This is a genomic window from Shinella zoogloeoides (genome assembly GCF_022682305.1).
GTDB lineage: Bacteria > Pseudomonadota > Alphaproteobacteria > Rhizobiales > Rhizobiaceae > Shinella > Shinella zoogloeoides_B.
The window spans coordinates 2,381,450-2,402,027 of sequence record NZ_CP093528.1; the positions used below are offsets into that span (position 1 = coordinate 2,381,450).

The 20,578-nt window shown below is 66.1% G+C and carries 19 protein-coding genes and 1 riboswitch; of the genes, 10 read left to right on the forward strand and 9 right to left on the reverse strand.

All coding sequences use genetic code 11. The features are described 5' to 3' along the window. Window positions 1-75: 75 nt before the first annotated feature. From MOE34_RS11935 to MOE34_RS11950, 4 genes are all read left to right on the forward strand, one after another. Window positions 76-966 (forward strand): ABC transporter permease, encoded by an 891-nt coding sequence (locus MOE34_RS11935; protein ID WP_242223918.1) that lies wholly within the window; start codon window positions 76-78, stop codon window positions 964-966. Further along, window positions 963-1,745, forward strand: coding sequence for an ABC transporter permease (locus tag MOE34_RS11940; RefSeq protein ID WP_242217099.1), 783 nt, complete (start codon window positions 963-965; stop codon window positions 1,743-1,745). Before MOE34_RS11935 ends, MOE34_RS11940 begins: the two co-directional genes overlap by 4 nt. A 9-nt stretch (window positions 1,746-1,754) precedes the next feature. After that, window positions 1,755-2,816, forward strand: coding sequence for an ABC transporter ATP-binding protein (locus MOE34_RS11945; protein WP_242217101.1), 1,062 nt, complete (start codon window positions 1,755-1,757; stop codon window positions 2,814-2,816). 104 nt (window positions 2,817-2,920) lie between these two features. Further along, window positions 2,921-3,065, forward strand: a riboswitch (FMN riboswitch). 93 nt (window positions 3,066-3,158) lie between these two features. After that, a complete protein-coding gene (locus tag MOE34_RS11950) occupies window positions 3,159-3,629 on the forward strand; it encodes a 6,7-dimethyl-8-ribityllumazine synthase (protein ID WP_242217103.1) in 471 nt (156 codons plus the stop codon). Between the two features lie 220 nt (window positions 3,630-3,849). Here MOE34_RS11950 and MOE34_RS11955 read toward each other — a convergent pair whose 3' ends face one another. Next, window positions 3,850-4,647 carry a helix-turn-helix transcriptional regulator gene (locus MOE34_RS11955; RefSeq protein WP_242217105.1) on the reverse strand — a complete coding sequence of 266 codons (798 nt, stop codon included), beginning with the start codon at window positions 4,645-4,647 and terminating at the stop codon, window positions 3,850-3,852. Window positions 4,648-4,839: 192 nt separating this feature from the next. Between MOE34_RS11955 and MOE34_RS11960 the strand changes: the two genes are divergently transcribed. From MOE34_RS11960 to MOE34_RS11980, 5 genes are all read left to right on the forward strand, one after another. Then, on the forward strand, window positions 4,840-5,913 hold the full coding sequence (locus MOE34_RS11960) for an ABC transporter ATP-binding protein (protein WP_242217108.1): 1,074 nt from the start codon (window positions 4,840-4,842) through the stop codon (window positions 5,911-5,913). Between the two features lie 39 nt (window positions 5,914-5,952). Then, window positions 5,953-7,116 carry a polyamine ABC transporter substrate-binding protein gene (locus MOE34_RS11965; protein ID WP_242217110.1) on the forward strand — a complete coding sequence of 388 codons (1,164 nt, stop codon included), beginning with the start codon at window positions 5,953-5,955 and terminating at the stop codon, window positions 7,114-7,116. Window positions 7,117-7,307: 191 nt separating this feature from the next. Continuing rightward, on the forward strand, window positions 7,308-8,174 hold the full coding sequence (locus tag MOE34_RS11970) for an ABC transporter permease (RefSeq protein WP_242217112.1): 867 nt from the start codon (window positions 7,308-7,310) through the stop codon (window positions 8,172-8,174). Beyond that, the gene (locus MOE34_RS11975) at window positions 8,174-8,998 is read left to right on the forward strand and encodes an ABC transporter permease (protein ID WP_242217114.1); all 825 of its coding nucleotides are present in this window, start codon (window positions 8,174-8,176) and stop codon (window positions 8,996-8,998) included. Before MOE34_RS11970 ends, MOE34_RS11975 begins: the two co-directional genes overlap by 1 nt. 1 nt (window position 8,999) lies before the next feature. After that, window positions 9,000-9,761 carry an SDR family NAD(P)-dependent oxidoreductase gene (locus MOE34_RS11980; RefSeq protein WP_242217116.1) on the forward strand — a complete coding sequence of 254 codons (762 nt, stop codon included), beginning with the start codon at window positions 9,000-9,002 and terminating at the stop codon, window positions 9,759-9,761. 1 nt (window position 9,762) lies between these two features. Here MOE34_RS11980 and MOE34_RS11985 read toward each other — a convergent pair whose 3' ends face one another. Next, the gene (locus MOE34_RS11985) at window positions 9,763-10,476 is read right to left on the reverse strand and encodes a L,D-transpeptidase (RefSeq protein WP_242217119.1); all 714 of its coding nucleotides are present in this window, start codon (window positions 10,474-10,476) and stop codon (window positions 9,763-9,765) included. 164 nt (window positions 10,477-10,640) lie between these two features. Here MOE34_RS11985 and MOE34_RS11990 point away from each other — a divergent pair, with 164 nt between their 5' ends. After that, complete coding sequence (locus MOE34_RS11990) at window positions 10,641-11,240, forward strand: YdeI/OmpD-associated family protein (RefSeq protein WP_242217121.1); 600 nt, start codon at window positions 10,641-10,643, stop codon at window positions 11,238-11,240. A 16-nt stretch (window positions 11,241-11,256) separates the two neighbouring features. On the opposite strand, the gene MOE34_RS11995 is transcribed toward MOE34_RS11990, so the two are convergent. From MOE34_RS11995 to MOE34_RS12025, 7 genes are all read right to left on the reverse strand, one after another. Continuing rightward, the gene (locus MOE34_RS11995) at window positions 11,257-12,279 is read right to left on the reverse strand and encodes a glycoside hydrolase family 25 protein (RefSeq protein WP_242217123.1); all 1,023 of its coding nucleotides are present in this window, start codon (window positions 12,277-12,279) and stop codon (window positions 11,257-11,259) included. Between the two features lie 137 nt (window positions 12,280-12,416). Continuing rightward, entirely contained in the window at window positions 12,417-14,084 is a 1,668-nt protein-coding gene (locus MOE34_RS12000) for a urocanate hydratase (protein ID WP_242217125.1), read from the reverse strand. 46 nt (window positions 14,085-14,130) lie between these two features. Continuing rightward, entirely contained in the window at window positions 14,131-15,222 is a 1,092-nt protein-coding gene (locus tag MOE34_RS12005; protein WP_242217128.1) for a DUF917 domain-containing protein, read from the reverse strand. After that, window positions 15,222-16,499, reverse strand: coding sequence for a Zn-dependent hydrolase (locus tag MOE34_RS12010; protein WP_242217129.1), 1,278 nt, complete (start codon window positions 16,497-16,499; stop codon window positions 15,222-15,224). The genes MOE34_RS12005 and MOE34_RS12010 overlap by 1 nt, the downstream gene beginning before the upstream one ends. Next, window positions 16,496-17,878: a dihydroorotase gene (locus tag MOE34_RS12015; protein WP_242217137.1), complete on the reverse strand. Its 1,383-nt coding sequence runs from the start codon at window positions 17,876-17,878 to the stop codon at window positions 16,496-16,498. The genes MOE34_RS12010 and MOE34_RS12015 overlap by 4 nt, the downstream gene beginning before the upstream one ends. A gap of 11 nt (window positions 17,879-17,889) precedes the next feature. Next, window positions 17,890-19,428 (reverse strand): aromatic amino acid lyase, encoded by a 1,539-nt coding sequence (locus MOE34_RS12020; RefSeq protein ID WP_242217146.1) that lies wholly within the window; start codon window positions 19,426-19,428, stop codon window positions 17,890-17,892. A gap of 127 nt (window positions 19,429-19,555) precedes the next feature. Continuing rightward, complete coding sequence (locus MOE34_RS12025) at window positions 19,556-20,530, reverse strand: GlxA family transcriptional regulator (protein WP_242223920.1); 975 nt, start codon at window positions 20,528-20,530, stop codon at window positions 19,556-19,558. Window positions 20,531-20,578: the final 48 nt, after the last annotated feature.

The window sequence follows — 20,578 nt, forward strand, 5'->3', positions numbered from 1 at the left end:
ATCGTCGCCCCGGTTTCGTGCCGGGGCGACGACTGCGGTATGCCAATGAAGGCAACCCCATCCGAGGTTTTCTTGATGTCACCAGACAGTTCAGCCGCCAACCGGCCGGCGCGGGAGCCTTTCCGCCTCCCGCTGCATTGGCTCGGCGCGGCGCCGTTCGCGATCTTCGTCCTGCTGTTCCTGATCATGCCGACGATGCGCATCGTCATCGGCGCCTTCCAGACGCCGGACGGCGGCTTCACGCTGGACAATATCCGCGGGCTGTTCACCACGTCGATCATGTCGGCCTACTGGATCTCGATCAAGATCTCCATCGCCTCGGCCCTGCTCGGCTGCCTGATCGGCTTTGCGGTCGCCTCCGCCGCCGTGCTCGGCGGCCTGCCGAAATGGATCCGCGGCCCGCTGCTGACCTTCTCCGGCGTCGCCTCCAACTTCGCGGGCGTCCCGCTCGCCTTCGCCTTCCTCGCGACCCTCGGCCCGGTCGGCCTCGTCACCGTGTTCCTGCGCACCCAGTTCGGTTTCGACCTGCGCGCCCACGGCTTCAACATCCTGTCCTTCTGGGGCTTGACGGTCACGTACCTGTTCTTCCAGATCCCGCTGATGATCCTCATCATCACGCCCGCGCTCGACGGCCTGAAGCGCGAATGGCGCGAGGCGGCGCAGATCCTCGGCGCGACCAACGCGCAATACTGGCGAATGGTCGCTTTCCCGATCCTGCTGCCCTCCTTCCTCGGCACGCTGGCGCTGCTCTTCGCCAACGCCTTCGGCGCGGTCGCAACGGCCATCGCGCTCACCGGCTCCTCGCTCTCTATCGTGCCGATCCTGCTCTTCGCGCAGATTCGCGGCGACGTGCTCGGCAATCCCCATCTTGGCTATGCGCTGGCCTTCGGCATGATCGTCGTCACCGGCATCGCCAATACGATCTACATCTGGCTGCGCGCCCGCAGCGAAAGGTGGCTGAAATGAAAAAGCTCTGGGCCTGGGGCGCCCTCCTCTTCGGGCTGCTCTATTTCATCCTGCCGCTGCTCGGCATGACCAACTTCTCCCTGAAGATGCGCCGCGGCGTCTATTCGCTGGACGCCTACGCCGTCGTGCTCGGCGACCCGCGCTTCCAGGAAACCTTCACCTATTCCGTTATGATGGCGCTCGCCACCATCGCCTTCGGCGTGCTGCTCGTGGTGCCCACCGCCTACTGGGTGCGCCTCAAGCTGCCGGGCCTTCGCCCCTATGTCGAGTTCATCACGCTCCTGCCGCTGGTCATCCCGGCCATCGTCATCGTGTTCGGCTATATCCGGCTCTACAACACCTCGAGCTGGCTGCCGCTGACCGGCTCGATCACCGGCACGAACATCCTCCTGATGTTCGGCTATTCGATGCTGGCTTTGCCCTATATGTACCGCGCCGTCGACACGGGCCTGCGCTCCATCGATATCGCCACGCTGACGGAGGCCGCCCAGAGCCTCGGCGCAGGCTGGATGACCATCCTCGCCCGCATCATCCTGCCGAACGTGCTGGTCGCGGTGCTCTCCGGCGCGTTCCTGACCTTCGCCATCGTCATCGGCGAGTTCACCATGGCCGCCCTTCTCAACCGTCCGGCCTTCGGCCCCTACATGCAGCTTCTCGGCGCCAATCGCGCCTATGAGCCGGCTGCGCTCGCGGTCATGTCCTTCGCCTTGACCTGGGGCTGCCTCGGCCTGATCCAGCTTGTCTCCCGCTTCCAGAAGGGCGCGCAAAGCCCCGTCTAAGGACCATTCATGAGCTTCCTGACCCTTACCAGTATCCAGAAGTCCTTCGGCCCCGTGCAGGTCGTCAAGGATTTCAACATGTCCATCGAAAAGGGCGAGTTCATCTCGTTCCTCGGCCCGTCCGGCTGCGGCAAGACGACCATCCTGCGCATGATCGCCGGCTTCGAGACGCCCTCGGGCGGCGCGATCGCCATCGACGGCAAGAGCCAGGCGAACCTTCGCCCCAACCAGCGCAATATCGGCATGGTCTTCCAGGCCTACGCGCTCTTCCCCAACATGAACGTCGCGGAGAACGTCGCCTTCGGCCTCAAGGTCGCCGGCCGGCCGAAGGCCGAGATCGACGCCCGCGTCAAGGAGATGCTCGGCCTCATCAAGCTCGACCATCTCGCCGACCGCTACCCCTACCAGATGTCCGGCGGCCAGCAGCAGCGCGTGGCCCTCGCCCGCGCGCTCGCCCCCAAGCCCCAGGTCCTCCTCCTCGACGAACCGCTCTCGGCCCTCGACGCCAAGATCCGCGTATCGCTGCGCGAGGAAATCCGCATGATCCAGCAGCAGCTCGGCATCACCACGGTCTTCGTCACCCATGACCAGGAAGAGGCCCTGTCGATCTCCGACCGCATCGTCGTCATGAACGCCGGCAAGGCCGATCAGATCGGCACGCCCGCCGATATCTACAACCGCCCCGCGACGCGCTTCGTCGCGGGCTTCGTCGGCACGCTGAACCTCATCGAGGCCAAGGTGGTCGACGCAGCAACCAATCGCGTAACGATCGGCGACCAGGGCGTGACCCTGCGCGAATCGCTCGGCAACGCGAAGGCGGGCGACACGATCTCGCTGGCGCTGCGCCCCGAAGCCGGCTCCATCGCCGCCGACGCCAAGGGCGACACGGCGCTTTCCGGCGAGGTCGTCTCGTCGAACTTCCTCGGCTCGGTCATCCGCACGCGCATGAAGGTCGGCGGCAGCGTCATCTCCTTCGACATGTTCAACAGCCCCGGCCTCGTGCCGCCGGCCGTCGGCGAAACGGTCACGCTGCGCTTCACTGCCGGCGACCTTCTGGTCATCCACGACTGAACCTGCATTCCAAGCCTTGCGAAAGGTTTGGAAAAATCTGTCGTGAATCCTCGCTTTTGCGTCGCCCGCGGATTTGATCCGCGGGCGATTGCCGTCTAGTCTCCCTTCGTTCTCAGGGCGGGGTGAAACTCCCCACCGGCGGTATCCGGAGCGATCCGGCAGCCCGCGAGCGCCTTTCGCAAGGAAGGGTCAGCAGATCCGGTGCGATGCCGGAGCCGACGGTCACAGTCCGGATGGAAGAGAGCAAGCAGGAGGGCCCCGCTGTCGCAGGCGGCGTCCGTCCCGCGTGTTCGCCCAAGGGACCCGTTGAAAAATGGCTCAACCCTTGAAAGGCCAAGACATATGAACGCCAATGCCACCCCCTCCGCCCGTATCGCCGTCATCCGTGCCCGCTGGCACGCCGGCATCGTCGACCGGGCAGTCACCACCTTCATTGCCGAATGGCAGGCCCTCGGCGGCCGCTCGGAAGACATCGACGTGATCGACGTTCCGGGCGCCCTCGAAATCCCGCTGCAGGCCCAGCTTCTGGCCAAGACCGGACGCTACTCGGCCATCCTCGGCGTTGCACTCGTCGTCGACGGCGGCATCTACCGCCACGACTTCGTCGCCGGCGCCGTGGTCGACGGCATCGTGCGCGTCGGCCTCGACACGAACGTGCCGGTACTGTCGGCCGTGCTGACGCCGCACAACTTCCAGGAATCGGAAGCCCACATCGCCTTCTTCCGCGACCACTTCGTCATCAAGGGCAAGGAAGCCGCCCATGCGGCCCGGCAGGTTCTCGATGCGCGGGCGCAGGTCGCGCTGGCGGGCTGAATCAGTTCGTGAAGAACCGGAATCGGCTGCTGAGAGCGAGCCGCTAAGCCATTGAAAGGACCACAGAAGTCTCCCGGCTCGTTAGGAGACCTCGCCCCACCCGCTTCCGTCATCCTCGGCCTTGTGCCGAGGATCTGCCGACGCATCGAAAAATCGCGACGCTTGCAGATGCTCGGGACAAGCCCGAGCATGACGGAAGACAGGCTTGGCCGCCCGCCACCTACGCCTGCAAATTCTTCAGGTAGATCGACAGCAATTGTATCTGCGAGGAAATGCCGAGCTTGCGGTACACATTCCGCCGGTGCACCTTCACCGTGCCCGTCGAGATATCGAGCCTCAGCCCGATCGATTCCGACGAATGCCCCTGCAGCACCAGCTCGATGATCGAGGCCTCGCGGTCGGTGAGGTTCAGCTTGCGCCAGACCTTGTCCGCCGCGCTCACCGGCTCGTTGCGCCGGCCGCGTCCCTGCCCCGTCTCGGCGAAGCGCTCGGCAAGGCCGCTCCAGGCGCGGCGCACGAAGGCGGCGACAAAAGGCTCCGCATCGGTGAGCAGGCCGAATTCGCTGGCCGGGAAGACGCCCGTCTTCTCCCGCCGCATCAGCGAGACCACCACCGTCACCCCGTCCTGCGTCGGCACGAAGAAGCCCAGCTCCTCGGCAAGCCGGGTCTGCGAGTAGTAGTTGCGGTAATATTCGCTGGAGAAGAAACGGTCCGGCGCAAGCTCGCGCATGCGCAGCACGCCCGAGCGTCCGGCCCGCGCCGTATGGTAGAACGGATCGAGCAGGTACGGTCCCGCCTGGTAGAGGCTGACAAAGACATTGTAGTCGTCCGCATCGAAGGTGCTGAAGAGGTCGATGGGCCGCGCCTTGTCGCGATAGGCGAAGACGACCATGCCGTCGAAGCGCACCAGCGCACGCATCATCGCCAGCAGGGTCTCGCCGGTTTGCCGGTCGGAGCGCTCCGTTTCCCCGGTCCAATCGGCGAGCGTCCGGAAGAATGCCGTGAAATCGACCCGCATGGCGCTTGCTCCCCGATTCCCGCGACGCCCCTCATGTGCCGCCGCCGGGATATACTCCTTCCACAGTCGATTTACGGATAAAATACCTCTCTCGGGGTATATACCAACCCGCCGGCGGCTGACTAGCATTCCGCTCGACGGTGGCTAAAGCGGCGCAAGATCGCTTCGACGCAACAACCGCAGGGAACAGACGTGACATCCGCCTCAACGAACGACATCGAGTTCCGTTCGGTGACCAAGCGCTATGGCGCAGTCACCGCGGTCTCCGACATAAACCTGACCGTGCCGAAAGGCGCCTTCGTGGCCCTGCTCGGCCCTTCCGGCTGCGGCAAGACGACCTGCCTTCGCATGATCGGCGGCTTCGAGCAGCCGAGCGAGGGTGAGGTGCTGATCGCCGGCAAGGTTGCCAACGGCGTGCCGGCCTATCGCCGCCCGGTCAACATGGTCTTCCAGCAATATGCGCTCTTCCCGCATTTCGACGTGGAGAAGAACGTCGCCTACGGCCTGAAGCAGCTTCGCCCGAGGCTGCCGGCGGCGGAGATATCCCGCCGCGTCGGCGAGGCGCTGGAAATGGTGCGCCTTTCCGGCTTCGCCAAGCGCCGCATCCATGAAATGTCCGGCGGCCAGCAGCAGCGCGTGGCGCTCGCCCGGGCGCTGGTCAACAAGCCCTCCGTGCTTCTCCTCGACGAGCCGCTGGCGGCCCTCGACAAGAAGCTGCGCACCGCCATGCAGATCGAGCTTCAGACGCTCCAGCGCGATCTCGGCATCACCTTCGTGCTCGTCACGCACGACCAGGAGGAGGCGCTGTCGATGAGCGACCTCGTCTGCGTGATGAGCGCCGGCCGCATCCGCCAGCTCGCCACGCCCCAGGAGGTCTACGATCGCCCCGCCGATCTCTTCGTCGCCGATTTCGTCGGAAAGACGAACCGCTTCGACGGCACGCTGGAGGCCGGCGGCACCGTGCGGCTCGGCAACGGCGCGGCCCTGCCCGCCTCGCGCGGCGACCTTCCGCCGGGCGCCGTCACCGTGGCGCTGCGGCCCGAGGCGATCCGCCTTGCGCGGGGCGGCGCGGGAACGGCGACGCTCGAGGGCACCGTCACCCATCGCATCTTCCTCGGCTCGGCGGCCGAATATTCCATCGCCGTCGACGGCCTCGGCGACCTGCTCGTCACGGCCGAACGCCAGACGCAGAACGACCTCGTCGCGCCGGGCGAACGGGTCGCCATCAGCTTCGATCCCGGTACAGCGCATATCTTTCCAGCCTGAGGGGAAACAGGCCCCAAACAACAACAAGGGAACAGCGTCATGTCGAAATGGTTCAGAGAGAATGCCCCGATCAGCGCCCGTGAGCTGACGGACGAATTCCAGCGGCTGAAGCGCGGCTCGGTCACCCGCCGTCACTTCCTCGGCGTCACCGGCCTCGGCCTTGCTGCCGCCGTCCTCGCGCGCCAGCCCGGTCTCTTCAATTCCGCAGCCTATGCGCAGGAAGACCTCGGCACGTCCATGTCGCTCGCCACCTGGCCGAACTACCACGACCCTGCGACCTTCGAGGCCTTCACCGCCAAGACCGGCGTCGCCGTCGAGGTCAACGTCTTCGGCTCGAACGAGGAGATGCTGGCCAAACTGCAGGCCGGCGGCACCGGCTGGGACCTCTTCGTTCCCACCAACTACACGATCTCCACCTATGCAGGCCTCGGCCTGATCGACCCGCTCGACCTCACCAAGGTGCCGAACTTCGACCCCAAGACGCAGAACACCCGCTTCACCAATGAAGGCACGGTCGACGGCAAGGTCTACGCGCTGCCCAAGAACTGGGGCACGACCGGCATCGCCGTCAATTCGGACAAGGTGAAGTCCAAGGTCACGAGCTGGAAGGAGTTCTTCGAGATCGCCATGACCGAGGCCGACGGCCGCACCATGGTGCACGACTACCAGCTCACCACCATCGGCAACGCCCTCGTCTCGCTCGGCTTCTCCTTCAACTCGATCAAGCCCGAGGAGCTTGCCAAGGCCGAGGAGCTGCTGATCAAGGTAAAGCCGCATCTCTACGCCATCAACAGCGACTACCAGCCCTCCATGCGCTCCACCGATGCCTGGATGACCATGTGCTGGACGAACGACGGCGCACAGCTCAACCGCGACATGCCGGAAATCCAGTTCACGCTCGGCACCGACGGCGGCGAGATCTGGTCCGACTTCTACGCCGTGCCGACCAGCGCCACCAACAAGCCGGCCGGCTACGCGCTGCTGAACTTCCTGATGGATCCGCAGAACGCGGTGCGCGAGCACATCGCCAACGGCGCGCCGACCACCGACAGCCGCGTTATCGCCCTGCTGCCGGCCGAGATCACCGGCAACAGGATCGTCTATCCGGACGAAGCCGCGCTGACGCCGCTCGAATTCGGCGCGGCGGTGACGCTGACCGATCCGGCGCGCGCGGAACTGATGGCGCGGTTCAAGTCGGCCTGACGGAACAGGCCCCTCATCCGGCTGCCGCCACCTTCTCCCCGCAAGCGGGGAGAAGGGACCTGGAGCACCCTATTGCCTCATCATGGGAATGGGGCGCCACCACACATTTCCTTCGCCCCGCTTGCGGGGAGAAGGTGGCCGGCAGGCCGGATGAGGGGCAACCCTCGCATATTCGCAACAGGACCCACGAAATGCCCCTGACGACGACGGCAAAGAAACGGCTGGTGACGGCGGCGCTGCTCGCGCCGGCCTCCATCTGGCTGTTCGTCTTCCTCGTGCTGCCCTTCATCGCCATGGTGGTCTTCTCCGTCGGCGAGCGCGGACCTGCGGGTGGCTATCAGGCGGCCTTCACCTTCGCGCAATACGCCAACCTGCCGGCCCGCGCCGCCGCCTACTGGAACACGCTGATGCTCGCGCCGGCCGGCGCCTTCCTCTGCCTGCTGGTGGCCTATCCGACGGCCTATTATCTCGCCGTCAAGGCCGCGCCGCGCCACCGGCTGATGCTGGTTTCGCTGGTCGTCGTGCCGTTCTGGACGAGCCTTCTGGTGCGCACCTATGCCTGGATGTATATCCTGGGCTCGCGCGGCATCCCGAACCTCCTCGACATGATCGGCATCGAAGACGTGCGCCTGCTCAACACGCCGGGCGCGGTGCTGCTCGGCATCGTCTACGGCTACCTGCCGCTGATGATCATGCCGATCTATGTCAGCCTCGAAAAACTCGACCGCCGGCTGCTCGAAGCCTCGGCCGACCTCGGCGCGAAACCGGTCTCCACCTTCTTCTCCGTCACCCTGCCGCTCTCCCTGCCCGGCGTCATGACGGGCGTCGCGCTCGTCACGATCCTGCTGCTCGGCGAATATCTCATTCCGCAGCTCCTCGGCGGCGGCAAGGTCTTCTTCATCGGCAATGCGCTGGTCGACCTCTTCCTGCAATCGCGCAACTGGCCCTTCGGCTCGGCCATCGCCGTCACGCTGGTCGCCATCGTGGTCGTGGTGCTGACGGTCGCCATGCGCATCGCCTGGAAAGTCTCCGGCACGAGACAGGTGGACCTCGTCTGATGCGCGCGCTGATAACCTCCGTCTACCTCTTCCTCTATACGCCGATCGCGCTGGTCGTGCTGTTCTCGTTCAATGCGGGGCGCAGCGCCAGCGAATTCACGGGCTTCTCGACGCAATGGTACGGCAAGGCGCTCGCCAATCCGTTCCTCGTCACCGCGTTGCAGAACAGCCTGATCATCGCCCTGACCAGCGCCACGCTCGCCGCCGTCTTCGGCACCATGGCCGCGCTCGGCCTCGAACGCCTCGGCAGCCGCGCCCGCCTCCTCTTCGACGGCCTGCTCGCCGCCGCCATCGTCGTGCCGGGCGTCGTCATCGGCATCGCGACGCTGGTCGCGCTCGTCGCCGTCTTCGGCGCGGTCAATCCCGCCATCGCCGCGCTCTGGCCGGGCGAGAGGCCACCGCAGCTCGGCCTCGGCTACGGCTCGATCATCGCGGCGCACGGCCTTTTCACCATGGCGCTCGTCACCATGATCGTGAAGGCGCGCATCGCCACGCTCGGGCGCGATATAGTGGAAGCCTCGGCCGATCTCTACGCCACGCCCCTCACCACCTTCCGCGATATCGTGCTGCCGCAGATATTGCCCTCGGTGCTGGCCGGCTTCCTGCTCGCCTTCACCTTCTCCTTCGACGATTTCATCGTCGCCTTCTTCGTCGCCGGCTCCAAGACGACGCTGCCGATCTACGTCTTCGCCTCCATCCGCCGCGGCGTGACGCCGGAGGTCAACGCCATCGCCACCATGGTGCTGGTCGCCTCGCTCTTCCTCATCCTCGTCGCCCGCCTGCTGATGCGGGAAAAGACGACGAAACCGCCTGCCGGAGAATGAAATGATCCTGAAGAACCGTGTCGCCATCGTCACCGGGGCGGGTTCCGGCATCGGCCGGGCCGGCGCGCGCATCATGGCGCGCGAGGGTGCGACCGTCTGCGTCGCCGACCGCGACGAGGCCCGGGCCGGCGAGACGGTCGATCTCATCCGCACCGACGGCGGCACCGCCGAGGCCGTCATCCTCGACGTCACCGACGATATGGAGCTGAAGATGGCGATTGCCGGCGTGCTGTCCCGCCACGGCCGCATCGACATCCTGCACAATCACGCCGGCGCGCAGGTCGCCGGCGATCTCGAAGAGGTATCCCTCGACGGTCTCGACCTCTCCTGGAACCTCAACGTGCGTGCCCACCTGATGGCCGCGCGGCTCGTCATGCCCACCATGAAGGCGCAGGGAAAGGGCGTCATCCTCAACACCTCCTCCTCTTCCGGCGTGCTCTACGACCGCGAGATGATCGCCTATACGACGACCAAGCACGCCGTCATCGCCATGACAAAGCAGATGGCCGGCGACTATGCCCGTCACGGCATCCGCGTCAACGCGCTCTGCCCGGGCTGGGTCGACACGCCCTTCAACGCCCCCTTCATCGACCAGATGGGCGGACGCGGCGCCATCGAGGGCTATATCAGTGAGAAGGTGCCGATGGGCCGATGGGCCGATGTGGAGGAGATCGCCGAACCGATCCTCTTCCTCGTCTCCGACCGGTCAAGCTACATGACCGGCCAGATCCTGGTGGTCGACGGCGGCGAGACCGTCGTCTGATTCAGACCGCTTCCAGCCCGCCCTGATGCACGACGATGCGCGCGTGATAGGGCACGCGCTTGTAGAGATCGAGCACATCCTGGTTGATGAGGCGCACGCAGCCCGACGACGTCGCCTTGCCGATCGACTTCCAGTCCGGCGAGCCGTGCAGGCGGTAGAGCGTATCCTGACCATTCTGGTGGATATAGAGCGCCCGCGCGCCGAGCGGGTTCTTGATGCCCGGCTCCATGCCGCCGTTCTCGACGGAATATTTCGCAAGGCTCGGCTGGCGCTTGATCATGTCGGCAGGCACCTTCCAGCGCGGCCAGGGCTGACGCCACTGGATCACGCCCTCGCCTTCCCAGGCAAAGCCGTCACGGCCGATGCCGACGCCGTAGCGCATCGCCGTGCCGCCCGGTTCCACCACGTAGAGGAAGCGCGCGGCCGTATCGACGACCACCGTGCCGGCCGGCTCGCCGGTCGGGTCCTTCACACGCTGGCGGTAATATTTCGGATCGATCTCCTGGTAGGGGATGGCCGGGATGACATGGCCGCCATCCTCGACGGCGGCGTAGCGCGCCGCCAGTTCCTCGACCGTCGCCGGCACGATGGGATAGCTGACCTTCTGGGGGATCGGGGCATTCTTGACCGACGTTTCCGTGGTTGCGCATCCCGCAAGCGTCGCGGCGGCGCCCAGGAGGAAGGCTCTTCGCGACAATGTGCACACCGTAGGCATTCTCGAAACATACTCCAGTGAAAGAACGGACAGAGGCCGATGGCTAGCCAAAGCGGGAAGGGGCTGGCAAGAAGCGGGGGCATCACATCTTCGGCATCCACCGCTCGTTCCGAGGAGGCGATGCAAAGCGGCCACGCCCGGAACCCGTAGCGAGGAAGAACACGATGGCGCCTGTGGAAGTCGACCCCGCCCATATCCGTGAATTTCCCGATCCGGAAAGCTTCCACCGCTGGCTCTCGGAGAATCACGACACGGTCCCGGAGGTCTGGATCAAGGTCCATAAGCGCGCCTCGGGCCTCAAGTCCATCAATCCCGAAGAGGCGATAGAAGCCGTGCTCTGCTGGGGCTGGATCGATGGCATCCGCAAGGGAATGGATGAGAAGAGCTTCCTCCAGCGCTACAGCCCGCGCGGCCGCAGGAGCGTGTGGAGCAAGAAGAACGTCGAGACGGTCGGCCGGCTCATCGCGGATGGCCGCATGACAGAGCACGGCATGAAACAGGTGGAGGCCGCGAAGGCGGACGGTCGCTGGGACAAGGCCTATGGCAGCGGAAGGGACCTGCGGATACCGCCGGACCTGCAAGCCGCCATCGACGCGGAACCGGCCGCCGCCGAAATGCTCGGCAAGCTGACGGAGCAGAACCGCTTCGCCCTCGCCTTCCGCGTTCACAATCTCAAGACCGAGGCGGCGCGCAAACGGAAGATCGACGCTTTCGTGGAGATGCTGAAGCGTGGAGAAACGATCTACCCGCAGAAGCGGAAATAGACCGTCGCCTATCCGCTCAGGACTGGCCGTTCAGCCAGTTGTGCCAGTCGTTCACGCTGCCCGAGAAGACGTTGAGGTCGATCCTACCCTCGACGCCGTGCGACAGGCCCGAGCCGGAATACTGCCAGAACAGCCAGCGGCGGTTCGGATAACGCTTGGAAGGATGCGCGGCGACCGAGCGCAGCCAGAAGGGATATTGCTTCAGCTCGCCGGAAAGGTTGTCCTCGTAGAAGTCCGGTGCGGTATAGATGATCGGCCGCTTGCCGTAGTGCCGTTCCAGCATCTCGGCGAAGACACGGATCTTCTCGACATATTTCTCGCGCGACAGGCGCTTCTTGCAGGCGGAATCGCCATTGTATTCGGCATCGATGACCGGCGGCAGCGCATCCGGATCCTTCGGCACGTTGCGGATGAACCATTCGGCCTGCGAGCTTGCGACACGGCACCAGTAGAAGAAGTGGTAGGCGCCGCGCCGGATGCCCGCCTCCTTGGCCCGGCGCCAGTTCTTCTGGAACATCGGATCGAGATGGTCGCCGCCGTCCGTCGCCTTGATGAAGGCGAAGTTGGCGCCCTGCGTGCGCAGCTTCATCCAGTCGATATCGCCCTGCCAGCGCGAGACGTCGACGCCGTGCACCTGATAGTGCTTCGGCGCACGCTTGCCGAAATTGATCGGATGGGCATCGCGGAACTGCTGGCTATAGACGCGCGAGCGCTTGCCGAGGCGCTGGGTCGGCATCTCGGCCATCGTCGCGGTATCGGCGGGGCGCTCGGCGGGAACCGCGGACTGCTTCGTCACCGTCTCGAAGACGTGGGTATCGGGCACCGGCCCGGCCCAGGCGAGCATTTCCTGCGCATCGTCGGCTTTCACCTGACTTTCGCCGACAGCCACTTCGGGCACCGGCCCGCCGCCCTTGGCGACGGAACTCGTGGTCTCGCGCGACGGCTTGACCGACAGCACCGTTTCCGGGGTCGCACTCGACGCGCAGCCGGCCAGGGAGGCGCAGCCGAGGAGGATCGCTGTAAGGACCGAAAGACGCATAGGCACTCGCACGCAAAACAAACCGAAGCCCCGCCCTTTCGACACACGGACGGAATTACTAACGGAAGATTACCGCGAAATGTTAAATACAATCTTTACGACCGACCGCGACATTTCAGGGACTTAGCCGAGGTCCTTCAAGCATCTCCGGTCCTGACATGCCCGATGCCCTTCTTTCCGATCTCCTCGAAGGACTCCTCGTAGCCCGCATCCGCATAGCGGATCACGCCAAGCGAGGTGTCGTTGGTCAGCGCATGCTCCAGCCGCTCCGCGCCCGCCGCCGTGCCGTCGGCCACCAGCGTCACGCCGCAGCTCGTCATGTAGCCTGCATAGCCGCCGCCGCCGGAATGGACGACGACGAGGTCGGCCATCGAGGAGCAGAGCAGCATGGCGTCGAGCAGCGGCCAGTCGGCGATGGCGTCTGAACCGTCCTTCATGCGCTCCGTCATGATGTTCGGGTGCGCCATGGCCCCGGCATCGAGATGGTCGCGCGAAAAGGCGACGGGGCCCTTCAGTTCTCCCGCCGCGACCAGCCGGTTGACGGCGAGCGCCAGTTCCGTGCGCTCGCCGTGGCCGAGCCAGGCGATACGGGCCGGGAGGCCCTCGAAGGGGATGTTTTCACGCGCAAGGCGGATCCAGTTGGTGACGATGCTGTTGTCCGGGAACATCTCCAGCACGAGATCGTCGATACGGGCGATGTCACTCTCCACGCCCGAAAGCGCCATCCAGCGGAACGGACCTATGGCCCGCGCGAAAAGCGGCCTGAGATAGGCTTCCGTGAAGATCGGGATGTCAAAGGCGTTGGCGACGCCCCCTTCCCGCGCCTGTGTGCGGATAAGATTGCCGTTGTCGAAGACCTCGGCCCCCATCTTCTGGAATTCCAGCATCGCCGAGACGTGCTCGACGATGGAGGCCCGGCTCGCCGCCATAAGCTGCCCTTGCCCGTCATCACGCAGGCCCTTCACCTGGTCGAGGCTCATGCCCTTCGGCACATAGCCGTAGACGAGGTCGTGCGCCGAGGTCTGGTCGGTGACGATATCCGGCACGATGCCGCGCCGGGCGATCTCCGGGTAGATTTCCGCCGCATTGCCGACGAGACCGATGGAGGTCGCGCGCTTCTCCTGCACGGCTGCGTCGATCATCGCCAGCGCCGTGTCCAGATCCGGCGCGACATGCTCCAGATAGCCCACGGCCTTGCGCTTGGCGGCCCGCTCCGGATCGATATCGACGCAAAGGATCGCCGCGCCCGCCATGCGGCCGGCTAGCGGCTGCGCGCCGCCCATGCCGCCGAGGCCGGCGGTGAGGATGAAACGACCGGCAAGGCTGCCGCCGAACCGCTTTTCCGCGATGCGCATGAAGATTTCATAGGTGCCCTGGATGACGCCCTGACTACCGATATATTGCCATGCGCCCGCCGTCAGTCCGCCCCAGCAGATCAGCCCCTTGCGCTGAAGCTCGTAGAACACCTCGGCCTTCGCCCATTGGCCGACGATATTGCAGTTCGCCATGATGACGAGCGGCGCCTTGGCATGGGTCTTGAGCAGGCCCACCGGCTTGCCGGACTGGATGACCAGCGTCTGGTCCTCGTCCATTTCCGTCAGCGCCTTGACGATGGCCCTGTGCGAGGCCCAGTTGCGCGCCGCCTTGCCGAGCGCGGCATAGACGATCAGGTTGTCCGGGTCCTCGCCGACCGAAAGGACGTTCTCCAACAGACGCAGCAGCGCCTCCTGCCGCCAGCCCTTGGCGCGCAGCGCGTCGCCGCTCGGGATCGGATAGTTCGGATGGCGCGGATTGGGTTTGGGCATAGTGGTCTCCTTAGATTGGTTTTCCGGGAGGCTTGCCCCCTTCCCCTCAGTCGCCCAGCGCATACCGCGCCAGCTCGATCCCCATCGCCTTCTCCACCGAGGGATAGACGGTCGGGTCGAGCACGCTGGAGGCCAGCGGGATGATCGTCTTCGGCACATGCAGCACGAAGATCCTCATGCCGACTTCGAGCTGGCCGACGCTGAGCGGCTCGCCCTCGGGCGAGAGCGTGGTGATGACGTCCGGGAACGTGGCGAGGCGTTTGCCGTCGGCCAATTCCACCGCCATGTACTCATTCATCACATGCAGCACCGCCGCGCTATCGCCCGTGCCGAGCGTCACCGTGCCGATATCGAAGGCTTCCCTGGTATAGACCACCGACTTGTCGGTGATCGTACCCTCGGAAAGGATCGCGCCGCCCGTCGTCTTCACGATGGCGTCGATGATCGCCGAACCGCCCCGGCCCTCCGCCGCGATGATCGCCTCGCCGAGCTTCAGCGCCAGCGAGATGCCGCCGAGCGCCGCGTTCCTGCGCACATAGGAGGCGCGCAGCGGATTGCGGCAGGAGGCGATGAAGCCGCCGGACATGTCAGAGGCCGTGCGCAGGATGGGCGAGACCTTCGCCGTCGCGCCGCGCACGACGAGTTCGATATAGCGGTTCTCTTCGCGGTTGCCGCCGACCGCCGTCTGGATCATCTGCTCCGGCGAACCGGCCATGCCGATGGAGCCCATGTCGCCCGTCGGGTGCGCGCGCATGTCGCCGACGGCGTCCAGAACCTTCGTGCCGAGGATGGCGGAGGGCAACCAGCCGTTCAGCGTCGAGGACTTGCCGTTCTGCCCCACCATCAGCGCGGCGACCTTCTCGCCCAGCGCCTCCTGCAAAAGCTCCACCGCCTTGACGTAGTCGACGCCGCGCATTTCCCAGGGCGTGGTGGAGGCCGGCGCGCCGATGGCGGCGGCCGTCGCCACCCAGTCGTCATCCGAAAGCTCGTCGATGGAGACCAGTTCCGGCTTGCCGATGGAGACCGCCGCATAGCCGAGCATGCGCCCGTGATCGGCCCAGCCGCCGCCGCCGGCCGCATAGACCGAGCCGCCCTTGACCGCCGCCTCGACGTCTTTTTCCTTTAAAATCCGGCCCATCACACGCCCTCCTGAATCACATCCTGAAGTTTTTCGTCCAGTTGAATCACTGCATTAAGAAGCACCGCCGCGCCGAGCGCGATATCGTCGATCTCGGCGAATTCCTCCGGCGCATGGCTACGCCCGCCACGGCACGGAACGAAGATCATCGCCGCCCGCGTCACCTTCGCCATGAAGGCCGTGTCGTGTCCCGCGCCCGAGGCCATGCGCCGGTGGCTCGCGCCAGCCGCACCGCAGGCCGCGTCGAGGACGTCCAGCACCAGCGGGTCGCCGGGCGTCGGCATGTTGTCGGAGATGCGGCGCGGCGTTGCGATATTGGTACCGGTCTCGCGCGAAATCTCCGCCGCAAGCCGCTCGACGGAAGCGGCGAAGACATCCATCGCCGTGCGCTCTTCCGCCCGCGCGTCGATCAGCAGGCGCGCCCGCGACGGCACGACATTCGCCGCATTCGGCTCGATGGAGAACTCCCCCACCGTCGCCGTGAAATGCCCCGGCCCCGTCGCCAGCGACTTCGCCAGGGCCTCGACGCCGGTCACTAGCCGCGCGGCGGCGGCGAGCGCGTCGGCGCGGCTGCCCATCGGGGTCGTCCCGGCGTGGTCCGCCCTGCCCTCGACAACGATCTCGATGCGGGTGATCCCGGCAATCGCCGTCACGACGCCGATATTCAGCCGGTCCGTCTCCAGCACCGGCCCCTGCTCGATATGCAGCTCGAGGAAGGCCGCGATATCCCTGCGCGCCTCGACGGCGATCCGCGCCGGATCGCCTCCGGCGTCGCGAATGCCCTGTTCCAGGGTCAATCCGCCGCTCCGCCGCGCCAGCCAGTCCTCCGGCAACACGCCCGCCATGCCGCGACTGCCGATGCAGGAAACGCCGAAGATCGAGACTTCCTCGGCGAGAAAATCCACCACCTCCAGATCGTGGTCGAGCTCGATGCCCCGATCGGCCAGCGCCCGCGCCACCTCCAGAGCCACCGCGACACCGGCGATGCCGTCATAGCGCCCGCCGTCCGGCACGGTATCGGAGTGCGAGCCGAGCATGATCGTGCCGAGACCGGGCTTTTTGCCCGGCCGCCGGGCGACGAGATTGCCGGCGGCATCCACGCGCGCCTCCAGCCCCGCCGCCTTGAATTTCTCTTCCACAAACGTGCGGCCCGCCGGGAACAGGGCGGTGAAGGCGCGGCGCGTATAGGGTCGGCCGGGCTCGGTGATCCGGGCGAGACCGTCGATCACATCCGCAATGCGGGCGGGATCGACCGGCAGGTTGGTCGCGCCGGTCATCGGACCGCGCCCGCCACGACAAGCGTCGGCAGCGGCCGCACGAAGGCGCCCGCGCCCGGCGCGGCAAGCACCGTTTTGCCGTCGAAAGCGAGCCGGCCGCGCACATATGTGGCCGAGACACGCCATGGCAGGCGAATGCCGTTATAAGGCGACCAGCCGACGACGTTGTGACCGCTCGCCGCCGCGTCGTAGGTATAGGGTTCAGGCGTCAGCACGGTGATATCGGCATCCTTGCCGGCTTCCAGCGCACCCTTCACATGGTCCAGCCGGAAATGCCGCGCCGGATTCAGCACCATCAGTTCGGCGGCGCGCGTCAGCGGGATACCTCGCTCCAGCACACCCTTGACGAAGAGCGCAACCATGACCTCCAGTCCCGGCACGCCGGAGGCGTTGGCCAGCATGTCGGGATTGGTCTTGCGGTCCTCCGACCAGCTCACATGGTCTGTGGAAACCAGCGTGACATTGCCTGCCGCGACATGCCGCCAGAGTTTTTCCACCTCGGCGCGCGGGCGGATCGGCGGATTAATCTTCGCCTTGCCGCCAAGGCGGGCGACATCGTTCTCCTCATCGAGCGTGAGATAGTGGATGCAGCACTCGATGGTCGCCCGATGCCCCTGCGCCCGGTAGGCGGCGGCGATCTCGTAGCCACGGCCGAGCGAGCAATGCACGACATGCGCCGGGCATCCGGTCTGAGCGCCGGTCTCGTAGATCTGGTTGGAGGCGAGCAGTTCGGTGAGCGTTGGACGCGACAGGCCATGCGCGCGGTAGTCCGTGATACCCGCCGCCTTTACCTTGGCAATCGCCGCCCGCACCGCTTCGTCATCCTCGTTGTGCACGCCGGCCGTCAGCCCCGTCGGCGCGATGGCGCGGAAGCAATCCTCCAGCAGCGCCGCCGGAATGCGCGGAAAGCGTTTCGGATCGGTGCCGAAAGTGGAAAACTTGAAGGCCGCGACGCCGGCCCCGACCATCTCGCCGATGCGCGCCGGCCCCTCCTCTGGATCGACGGTGCCATAGAGCGCGAAATCCACGCGCGCCTGCGGCGAGGCGTGATCGACCTTGATCTTCACGGCCTCGGCCGATGAGACGAGGTTGCCCTCGTCATAAGGCATGTCGACGATGGTCGTGACGCCGCCGGCCGCCGCCGAGCGCGTCGACCAGATGAAATCCTCCTGGTTCTTCTGCGAGAGCGAATGGACCTGCGCATCGATAGCGCCGGGCAGGATCAGCGCGCCGGAGAGGTCGTGGCGTTCCCTCGCTGCGGGCATCGCGCCCTGGCCGACATGCGCCACCTTGCCGTCGCGCACCGCCACATGTCCACCCTCCACGATACGGTCGGCAAGAACCACGGTGCCTTTCAGAACGAGATCGAAATCGGCCATTTGGGCCTCCGTCAGGGCTTGAGGGCGAAGAAGGCGTCGAAATCCGCCATGGGCGCGGCCTCGACGAAGGCGGCGAGCGCCTCGGGGCTGGCAAGGTCACGGTCGAGCGCCTCGATCTCGGCGGAAAGCGGCCGGTCCTTGCGGTAGAACGGGCTGATCGCCCGCGTGCGCTGGTAGGCGATGGCCGCCACGCCCTCGACATTGTCGCCAGCAAGATCGACAGCCTGGGCGGACAGCAGGGCTTCCAGCGCGGCCATCTGGCGAAGGTCGCGCACCTGGCTTTCCATGCGCTCGACGATGAGCGGTAGGAAGGTCGCCTCCTCCTCCAGCCCGCCGGCAACCACGATGGACTGTGCCGAGATCGGCACCGCCAGCGACTGGATACGCATGTAGAGTTCGACGGCGAGTTTCAGAAGCGGCCCGAAGCCCGTCGCCGCCTCGCCGGGCGCGACGAGATTGACCGGCAGATTGCGCCGGACCCCGTTGGAAAGCAATACGCAGCGGTTCAGCACGTTGCGGGCGAGATGCGCGAAACCCGTCTGCGCCGCCTCGACATAAAGCGTGGTGGAGAGCGGCAGCGAACCGCCCGAGGCCATGACGTGATCGTCCATCACGACCGGATTGTCGTCCGACTGCGCCGTCGCCTCGACGATGCGCTCGGCGGCGTTCATCAGCGTATCGAGGCAGGCGCCGAAGACCTGCGCGGTCATGCGCAGGCTCAGCGGATCGTGGATCGCCGAGGGCGTCGGCCAATGGCCGGAGGCCGCCTGCGCCTCGAACCAGCAGCCGGCCATCGCCTCGCCATGGGCCGAAAGCCGCGCGGCCACCCGCCAGGGATCGGCGGACGCCCCGAGCGCCAGCGAGGAGAGAACGCCCGTCACCATCAGGTTGCGGATCGCCTTCGCCGCCTCGCGCACCACATTGGCGGCCGCCGCATGGGAGATGGCGTTGACGCTGAGCGCGGCCAGCGCATCGCGCGGCTGCATGCGGTAGGGCGTCAGCCCCGCGCGCTTCAGCGCCTCCGTCGCCGGCAGGCGCTCGCCGCCGTACCAGGCTTCGCCCTCGCCCGTCAGCACCGCCGCGACCTGCCCCATGAGGCCGATATCGGCGCAGCCCATCGAGCCGTGCCGCCGCACGACGGGCACGACATCCCGCTCCAGCAGCGAAAGAAAGGCGTCGATCAGCTCCGGACTGCAACCGGAATAGCCGCCGAGCGCCGTGTTGACGCGGATCGCGATGGCCTTGCGCACGATGGGCAGGGCGAAGGGTTCGCCCGTGCCGAAGTGATGCGCCTTGACGAGACTGTTGTTGAACTCGACGAGATCGTCCGCCGTCCAGAGCTTGTCCTTCATCGAGCCGACGCCGGTATTGGCGCCATAGATCGGAAGACCCGTCGCCAGCCGGTCGGTGACGATGCGGCGCGCCGTGCCGATCCTGCCCATGCCCATCTCGCAGGCGACCGGCCGCCGCGCACCGCTGCCAATGGCCTCCAGCGTCGCGAAATCCAGCGGCTGACCGGTGAGGTAGAGCGTATCGGCGGAAGCGAGCATGTTTCAGAAGCCTGTACGGAAACGGCTTCCCGTTCGCGAACGCATGAAGCCCTGGGTGAATGCCATGATCCGAACCTATACTCCAAAATTCGCACGGTTCATGCGAAAAGCAGACCTATCCACTCTCCTACCCCTTCGCCCCGGCCCGCAGCCGCCGCCGGGTCTCCGTCGGGCTTTCATGGTAATGCGCGCGGTAGCTGCGCGAGAAGGCCGAGGAGGAGTTGAAGCCGGTGAGCGCCGCGATGTCGGCAAATTCCGCCTTGGTCTCGATCACCTTGCGCCGGGCGGCATTGAGGCGCAGCGCGAGATAATGCTGGTGCGGGGCGACGCCCATTGATTCCTGGAAGAGGTCCTGGAGATGACGCGCGCTGATGCCGACGCGCCGCGCAAGCCTCGCCAGCGTCAGGGGCGCGTCCACCGTCTCCTCCATCAGCCGCACCGCCTGGCTGACGCGCTGGTCGGCGACGCGCATGTTGCCGAGCGCCGGCACCTGCAGCAGGCCGCCGGTGCGCTCGTGCTCGTAGATGAAGAGCCGCGAGACCTCCAGCGCCAGCGAATAGCCCTGCCGGCGGCGGATGATCTCCAGCATCAGGTCGAGCGTCGGCAGAGAGCCGCCGGTCGTGATGCGCTTGCCGTCGATGACATAGCGCTCGCGCATCACCGTGATCTGCGGATAGCGGGAAGCGAACTCCTCCATGTCCTCCCAGTGGATCGTCACGGAATGGCCGTCGAGCAGGCTCGCCTCGGCGAGCAGCCAGCTTCCCGATTCGATGCCGGCCATCATGCTGCGGTGGCGCGCCGTCTGCGAAAGCTGGCGCCGGAGCAGCGGCGTTGCGCTCGTCTGCCATTGATAGCTGGACAGCACGAAGAGCGGCGCCGTCTCCCGCTCCGGCCGGAACACGCCATCGACCGGCACGGGAATGCGGCTACGCGTCTCGACGGGCGCACCGTCAGGCGAGAATATCCGCCAGCGATAGATGTCCTGCCCGGAGATACGGTTGGCCGCGCGCAGCGGCTCGATGACCGAGGCGACGAGGATGAGGTTCGTCTCGGGCAGCACCAGAATATCGATGTCAAGCGTGTCGGAGGAAGGATCGAGCATATCGGGAGCATGGTCGCCGGTCTCTCGAATTGTCAAGAATGGATCCGA